Here is a 730-nt window from a genome sequence, read left to right as displayed (position 1 = left end):
GCGTGATGCCCGGGCGGTACAGGGTGAGCAGGACCGAGCCCAGCGCCACGACGAACGGCCCCGTCCACGCCGGCAGCGGCGCACCCGACTGCACGGCCCGCACCAGCCGGCGGGTCAGCACCACCGCCGCCACCGCCGCGGCCACCGCCGCGGGCCAGCCCAGGTACCAGGCGACCCAGTCCACGGAGTGCTCCGCGTACGTGCGCCCACCGTCCACCGCCAGCCCCTGGCGCAGCTGCAGGCCGGCCACCAGCCGCGCACCCGGGTCGGCCGGGTCCTGCCGCACCACCAGCCACAGCGGGCGGCTGGCCAGCGCCACCAGCACCACCGCCAGCGCCGCGGCCACCCCGTCGCCGAGGCGCGGCGACGTCAGCAGCCGCACCCGGGCCAGCACCCCGCGGCGGGCCAGCCGCACCACCAGCGCGCAGGCGGCCGCCGTGACGACCGCCAGGGCCAGCAGCGGCAGCAGCGAGCCGGCGATGGTGCCCAGGTAGGGCCGCGAGAGCACCACGGCGGCCTCCACGGCCAGCGCCGTCGCCAGCGCCACCGCCGCCAGCAGCGGGCGCACCGCCGGGTGCCGGCGCACGAGCAGCACCGCGACCACCGGCAGCACCAGGAGCACCTCGCGCAGCGCGTCGACCCGCACCAGGCCGCAGGCGCCCAGCAGCAGGCCCGCGCTGCCGGCCAGCCGCGCCGCGGTGGTGCCCGCCGTCTCCAGCGCCGCCACCAG

The 730-nt window shown here is 80.0% G+C and carries 1 pseudogene; it reads right to left on the bottom strand.

The window, feature by feature from the left end:
* Window positions 1-730, bottom strand: a pseudogene (locus tag ABEB16_RS22715) (hypothetical protein); the annotation flags it as partial.

Source organism: Kineococcus glutinatus (assembly GCF_039542765.1).
GTDB classification, from domain to species: Bacteria; Actinomycetota; Actinomycetes; order Actinomycetales; family Kineococcaceae; genus Kineococcus_A; species Kineococcus_A glutinatus.
Note: the sequence above shows the minus strand (reverse complement) of the source record. Positions and strands in the feature narration are given on the sequence as shown.